The organism is Actinomadura napierensis, assembly GCF_039529375.1.
Lineage (GTDB): Bacteria > Actinomycetota > Actinomycetes > Streptosporangiales > Streptosporangiaceae > Spirillospora > Spirillospora napierensis.
In genome coordinates this window covers 1-6,024 of sequence record NZ_BAAAMR010000218.1, presented here as the reverse complement: position 1 = coordinate 6,024, position 6,024 = coordinate 1, and the positions used below count along the sequence as shown (strand labels likewise).

Below are 6,024 nucleotides of genomic sequence, written 5' to 3'. Positions count from 1 at the left end.
CGGCGCCCCGGCCGCCCCGAGGGCCGCGGGGTCCCTCTCCGGCGCGGCGGCGGACGCGGCGGTGCCGCCGGCGCCGCCCGGCCCGCCGTCCGGGGTGACGTCAGTGCCGTCCGCGGTGCTCATTTGCGCTCCTGCCGCAGTCGCCGGATGTTGAACAGCATGGCGGGCAGCACCAGCAGGAACAGCAGCACCGCGATCGCGCTGCCGGCGCCGGGATCGTTGCCGCCGCCGAACGACTTGGTCCACATCTCCAGCGCCAGCACGTTGGCGTTCGGATCGCCGCCGCCGATGATGAACACCAGGTCGAAGACCTTCAGCACGTTGATGACGAGCGTGACGAGCACGACCATCAGCACCGGCGCCAGCAGCGGGATCGTCACCCGCCGGAACACCTGCCACTCGGTCGCGCCGTCCACCCGGGCCGCCTCCAGCGCGTCGCGCGGGATGGCGGCCAGGCCCGCGGCGATGAGCACCATCGCGAAGCCCGACCACACCCACAGGTACGACCCGATGATCGCCGGGGTGATCAGCGTGCTGCCGAGCCATTCGGCGCCGCCGTAGGAGGCGGTGAAGTTGCCCTTCGGCAGCCGCACCGTGACCGGGCCGGACGGCACCTTCTTCAGCGTGAACGTCCCGTCGGCGGCGGTGGTCGCCTTGGCGACGACCTTGCCGTCGCGGACCGCCTCCACCTTGATGCCCGGCAGGCCGCTCTCACCGGCGTTCGGCTTGTTCAGCTCGCCGCCGCCGCCCTTGGTGAAGTCGAACCAGACCGCACCGGTCAGCTGGCCCGCCTTGGCGGCGGGCGGCTGCGCGGCCGGCTTCGCGTCCTTCGGCAGGTACTCCGGCTTGACCTTCACCAGGGGCAGCAGCGCGGTCTGCCCCGCCGAGGCCGGGCGGGAGGAGAGCACGGCGCCGCCCTGCTGGTGGACGAGCTGGTCGCCGCCCGTGCGCGGGCCCGCGCCCGGATAGGTGGTGCCCGACCTGAAGGTGTCGTGGATCGCGACCAGCGCCGCGTTCGCCACCCCCTGGTCGGGGTCCTGCTGGTACACCAGCCGGAAGATGACGCCGGAGGCGAGGAACGAGATCGCCATCGGCATGAAGACCACGAGCTTGAACGCCGTCGCCCACCGGATCCGCTCGGTGAGCACGGCGAAGAACAGCCCGATGATGGTCACGATCGTGGGCGCGACCACCACCCACACGACGGTGTTGCGCACCGCCACGAGGTTGTCGTGCCCCTGGAACACCCCGGTGTAGTTGTCGAAGCCGACGAACGAGCCGCCCGAGGCGTCGAAGAAGCTGCGGATCACCGAGTAGACGATCGGGTACACGACCAGGAAGCCGAGCAGCAGCAGCGCGGGCAGCAGGAACGTCAGCGCCAGCCAGGACGGCGGCTTCAGCCGCTCGCCCGCGCCGCGCCCGCGCCGGGGGGCGGCCGGGACGGTGACGGCGGCGGCGCCGCCGGCCGTGGCGGCCGGCGGCACCCCCTCATTCGTAGGCTTCATCCGGGGTCGTCCGCTCCCCTACTTGTACGCCTTGGCGGCCGCGGCCTCCAGCTTGGCCTGCGTGCCCTTGACGTCGGTGGGCTTGCTCACGAACTGGCGCAGCGCCTCCCACTCGCCCGCGCCCGGCGTCGCGCCGAACGCGGCCGGCGCCAGGTCGGACATGTCGTAGCGGGCGTTGTCGCCGGCCTGCTGCATCTGCTGGATCAGCTGCTTGGCGATCGGGTCGGAGTAGGCCTCCGGCTGCACGGCCTTGTTCGGCGTGAGGTAGCCGCCGAGCCCGGCCCAGACCTTGCCGGCGTCCGGGGAGGCGAGGAACTTCATCAGCGCCTGCGCGCCCTTGCCGTCCTTCATCGCGACCGCGACGTCACCGCCGATGACCGCCGGGGCGGTGTCGCCGGCCTTGGGGAAGGCGAACACCTTGGCGTCGGTGCCGACCTTGGCCTTGGTGGTGCCGATGTTGGCCGCGGCGAAGTCGCCGCCGTAGGCCATCGCGGCCTTGTTCTGGCCGAAGACCTGGGTGATCGACTCGTCGAACTTGGTCTTGGTCGCGGTGGCGACGCCGCCGTTGAGGAACTGCGGCTTGCCCCAGATCTCGGCGAGCGTCTGCAGCGCCTTGGCGACCGTCGGGTCGGTCCACTTGATCTCGTGCTTGGCCAGCTTGTCGTAGTTGTCGGGGCCGGCCTGCGAGAGGTAGACGTTCTCGAACCAGTCGGTCAGCGTCCAGGAGTCCTGCGGGCCGGCGGCCAGCGTGAACGGGGTGGTGCCGGAGTCCTGCAGGGTGCCGGCGCCCTTCACCAGGTCCGCCCAGGTCGCCGGGGGCTGGACGCCGGCGTCGGAGAACGCCTGCGGCCGGTACCAGATGATCGACTTGTAGGCCGCCTTGGCGATCACGCCGTAGGTCTTGCCCTGGTAGGAGCCGAGGTCCTTCCAGTACGGCGAGAAGTTCTGCGACACCTCCGACACCGCGTCGGCGCCGAGCGGCTTCAGCTGGCCCTTGGCGGCGTACTGGTCCATCAGCCCGGGCTGCGGCAGGATCGCCACGTCCGGCGGGTTGTGCGCGGCCAGCTTCGGGCCGAGGTAGGCGTCGGTGTTCTCACCGGTGGAGGCGTACTGGACGGTCGCGCCCGTCTGCTTCTCGAACGCCTGCAGGACCTTGCGGAAGTTGGTCTCCTCCGTGCCGGTCCACTTGGCGGCCACCGAGACGGTGACGCCCTTCAGCTCCGTCCCCCCGGCCGAGGTCTTCGAGCCGCCGCCCTTGTCGTCGTCCCCGCCGCCGCACGCGGCCGCGGCCGACAGCAGCAGTCCCGCCGCGACGGCGGCCCCCACCGTCCTGCGGCCCATCACACCTCTGCTGACGCTCATCCCTCATCCTTCCTGGGCGATCCGGCGTCGTCCGATCCCCAGATCGACGCGCCGGACTCGATATCGAAGAAGTGCAGGCGACCGGTGTCGACGCGGATCGTCACCGGGTCGCCGACCTTCACGCGGGTGCGGGGGCTGAACCTCGCGACGAGGTCCGTGCGGGGGCGCTCCATGTGCCCCAGCACGTCGGTCCCCGCGTCGCGGGCGAGCTCCTTGGTGTCCTCGGTGACGACCTGGGCGGCCTCGACCGCGAAATGGACCAGCACGTCCGAGCCCATCGCCTCCACGAGGTCGGCGGTGGAGGTGAGCCCGGACCCTCCGGGCGCGTCCACGAGCTCGGAGTCCTCCATGTCCTCGGGGCGGATGCCGACGACGACGTCGCGCCCGAAGTAGGACGCCAGGGCGGGGCGCTCGGTCAGCGCCTCGCCGGCGAGCGTCAGGGTCTGGCCGCCGATCTCCAGGCGCGGGTTCGCCGCGTCCCCGGACAGCGTGCCGTGCAGCAGGTTCATGGCGGGTGAGCCGATGAAGCCGGCGACGAACAGGTTCGTCGGCCGGTCGTAGAGCTCCTGCGGCGGTGCCACCTGCTGGAGCTCGCCCTTCTTCATCACCGCGACCCGGTCGCCGAGCGTCATCGCCTCGGTCTGGTCGTGGGTGACGTAGATCGTGGTGACGCCGAGGTCGCGCTGGATGCGGGCGATCTCGGCGCGCATCTGGACGCGCAGCTTGGCGTCGAGGTTGGACAGCGGCTCGTCCATCAGGAACGCCTGCGGCTCGCGGACGATCGCGCGGCCCATCGCCACCCGCTGGCGCTGCCCGCCCGACAGGTTGCGGGGCTTGCGGTGCAGGTGGTCGGTGAGGCCGAGGATCTCCGCGGCGTGGTCGACCTTCTGCCGGATCTCCCTCTTGGGCAGCTTGCGCAGCGACAGCCCGAACCCGATGTTGTCGCGCACCGACAGGTGCGGGTAGAGGGCGTAGCTCTGGAAGACCATGGCGACGTCGCGGTCGCGCGCGGGGACCCGGTTGACGGCGCGGCCGCCGATCGCGACGGTGCCCTCGGAGATGTCCTCCAGGCCGGCGACCATCCGCAGGGCGGTGGTCTTGCCGCAGCCGGACGGTCCGACCAGCACCAGGAACTCGCCGTCGGCGATGCTGAGGTTCAGGTCGGTCACGGCCCGCGTCCCGTCGGGATACACCTTCCCGACGCTGGTCAGGTCGACCTCTGCCACGGCGTCTCCTCTGCTTGACAAGCGCTACCCCGGCGTAACTTGAAACAAGGTGGTACAGGGCGGAACGGCCGGATCGCAATACGCGCGGCACCGGCTGACGCATTTGGTACAGAGATCGTTACCGACCCGTTTCCGGGCTATTTTCCGCCATCCGAAAACAAGCAGAGGGCGCGGACGGAAACCCGCCCGCGCCCTCTGCGCGCGTTGTCCCGGAAGCGCTCCGGGAACCGGGCCTCAGCCGACGACCGCCAAGCCGCGCTCGGTCACGTTCATCGGCTCGTAGCCGTCCTCGGTGCACACCACGATGTCCTCGATGCGGGCGCCGTGCGGGCCGGGGTAGATGCCCGGCTCGATCGAGAACGCCATTCCCGGCTCCAGCGGCTCGCGGTTCCCCGCCACGATGTAGGGGTCCTCGTGCGACTCCAGGCCGATGCCGTGCCCGGTGCGGTGGAAGAAGTGCTCGCCGTGCCCCGCCGCCGCGATGACGTCGCGGGCCGCCGCGTCCACCGCCTCCGGCGTCACGCCCGGCCGGACCGCCTCGCACGAGGCGCGCTGCGCCTCCTCCAGCACCGCGAAGTACGCGGCGTAGTCGGCGGGCGGCTCGCCCACGCAGTAGTTGCGGGTGGAGTCCGAGCAGTAGCCGCTCGGCATCGTCCCGCCGATGTCGACGACCACCGGCTCGCCGCGCCGGATCACCCGGTCCGACAGCTCGGCGTGCGGGTTCGCCCCGTTCGGGCCCGACCCGACGATGACGAAGTCGACCGCCTCGTGCCCCTCGTCGATGATCGCCTCGGCGATGTCCCGGCCGACCTCCCGCTCGGTCCGCCCGGCCCGCAGCAGGTCCGGGACGCGGCGGTGCACCCGGTCGATCGCCGCGCCGGCCTCGCGGAGCGCCGCCACCTCGGCCGCGCTCTTGCGCATCCGCAGCTCCCGCAGCACGCCGCCCGCCGCGACCTGCTCGGCGCCCGGCAGCGCGGCGCGGAACCGCAGCGCCATCACCGCCCACATCCGGTCGGCCACGCCCACCGACGCCAGGCCGCCGGGCAGCCGGCGCGCGACCAGCGCGTACGGGTCGTCGGTCTCGTCCCACGGCACCAGCTCCACGCCGAGCGAGCCCGCGGGCGACTCGTGCGCCGCCGGCAGCTCCAGCCGCGGCACGACCAGGAACGCCTCGCCGTCGGCCGGCACCACCAGGCAGGTGAGCCGCTCCAACTGCTTGGCGTCGTACCCGGTGACGTAGCGCAGGTCCGGGCCGGGGGTCAGCAGCACCGCGCCGAGGCCCGCCTGTTCGGTGGCCTCCCGCACCCGTCCGAGGCGCTCGCGCGGATACAACTCCGTTGTCACATCCGTCTCCATACCGGTCGCGGTGCCGGGCCGCGCCCCCGCCGAAACGCGCGGGCCGCGCCGTCGTCCACCGCTTCCTCCTCCCTGTGACCTGCTCCTGTTACATTCTGTCCGTGCTCCGACACAGTTCGTACCGCCTCGGATACCGCACCAGGATCCCAACAATGATCCCAACAAGGCAGGGCCGCCGCCGCTCCGGCCCGCCCGCGCCGGCCCGCCGCGGCTGAGCCGATGCGGCACGACCGAGACGCCGCCCGCCCCGGGAAGCCGGCCCCCGAACCCGGCGCGGTCCTCGCCGCCGCCGTCGTCGAACAGGCCAAGGGCATGCTGGCCGAGCGGTTCGGCTGCGGTGTGGAGGCCGCCTACGACCACCTGCTGGAGCTGGCCTCCGACTCCGGGATGGAGCCGGAGACGGCCGCCGCGCTGCTGCTCGGCGCCGACCCCGATGTGCCCGGCGGGCACCCGGCCCACGGCGGCGTGCCGGAGCCGCGCACGGCGCCGGACGGCGGTCCTGCCGCTCTCGGCGCCACCGCGCAGGCCGCCGAGCCCGCCGCGGACCCCGCCGACCCCGGCGACCCCGCCGACCT

Annotated in this window: 5 protein-coding genes; 1 reads left to right on the top strand and 4 read right to left on the bottom strand. The window is 72.5% G+C overall.

Annotation, left to right across the window (positions count from 1 at the left end; genetic code table 11):
- Positions 1-119 precede the first annotated feature (119 nt).
- The 4 genes from ABD296_RS48625 to ABD296_RS48610 all read right to left on the bottom strand — a co-directional run bounded on the left by ABD296_RS48625 (position 120) and on the right by ABD296_RS48610 (position 5,437).
- Positions 120-1,505: a carbohydrate ABC transporter permease gene (locus tag ABD296_RS48625; RefSeq protein ID WP_344285100.1), complete on the bottom strand. Its 1,386-nt coding sequence runs from the start codon at positions 1,503-1,505 to the stop codon at positions 120-122.
- 18 nt (positions 1,506-1,523) lie between these two features.
- Positions 1,524-2,867: an ABC transporter substrate-binding protein gene (locus ABD296_RS48620; protein ID WP_344285097.1), complete on the bottom strand. Its 1,344-nt coding sequence runs from the start codon at positions 2,865-2,867 to the stop codon at positions 1,524-1,526.
- Complete coding sequence (locus ABD296_RS48615) at positions 2,864-4,093, bottom strand: ABC transporter ATP-binding protein (RefSeq protein ID WP_344285094.1); 1,230 nt, start codon at positions 4,091-4,093, stop codon at positions 2,864-2,866. The genes ABD296_RS48620 and ABD296_RS48615 overlap by 4 nt, the downstream gene beginning before the upstream one ends.
- Before the next feature lie 234 nt (positions 4,094-4,327).
- Positions 4,328-5,437, bottom strand: coding sequence for a M24 family metallopeptidase (locus tag ABD296_RS48610; protein WP_344285091.1), 1,110 nt, complete (start codon positions 5,435-5,437; stop codon positions 4,328-4,330).
- 231 nt (positions 5,438-5,668) lie between these two features.
- Here ABD296_RS48610 and ABD296_RS48605 point away from each other — a divergent pair.
- Positions 5,669-6,024 (top strand): ANTAR domain-containing protein (locus ABD296_RS48605; protein ID WP_344285088.1); only part of this gene is annotated, 356 nt, incomplete at its 3' end.

Coding starts and splice junctions, on each gene's coding strand:
- ABD296_RS48625 (WP_344285100.1), bottom strand. CDS start 1,505: ATGAAGCCTACGAATGAGGGGGTGCCGCCGGCCGCCACGGCCGGCGGC.
- ABD296_RS48620 (WP_344285097.1), bottom strand. CDS start 2,867: ATGAGCGTCAGCAGAGGTGTGATGGGCCGCAGGACGGTGGGGGCCGCC.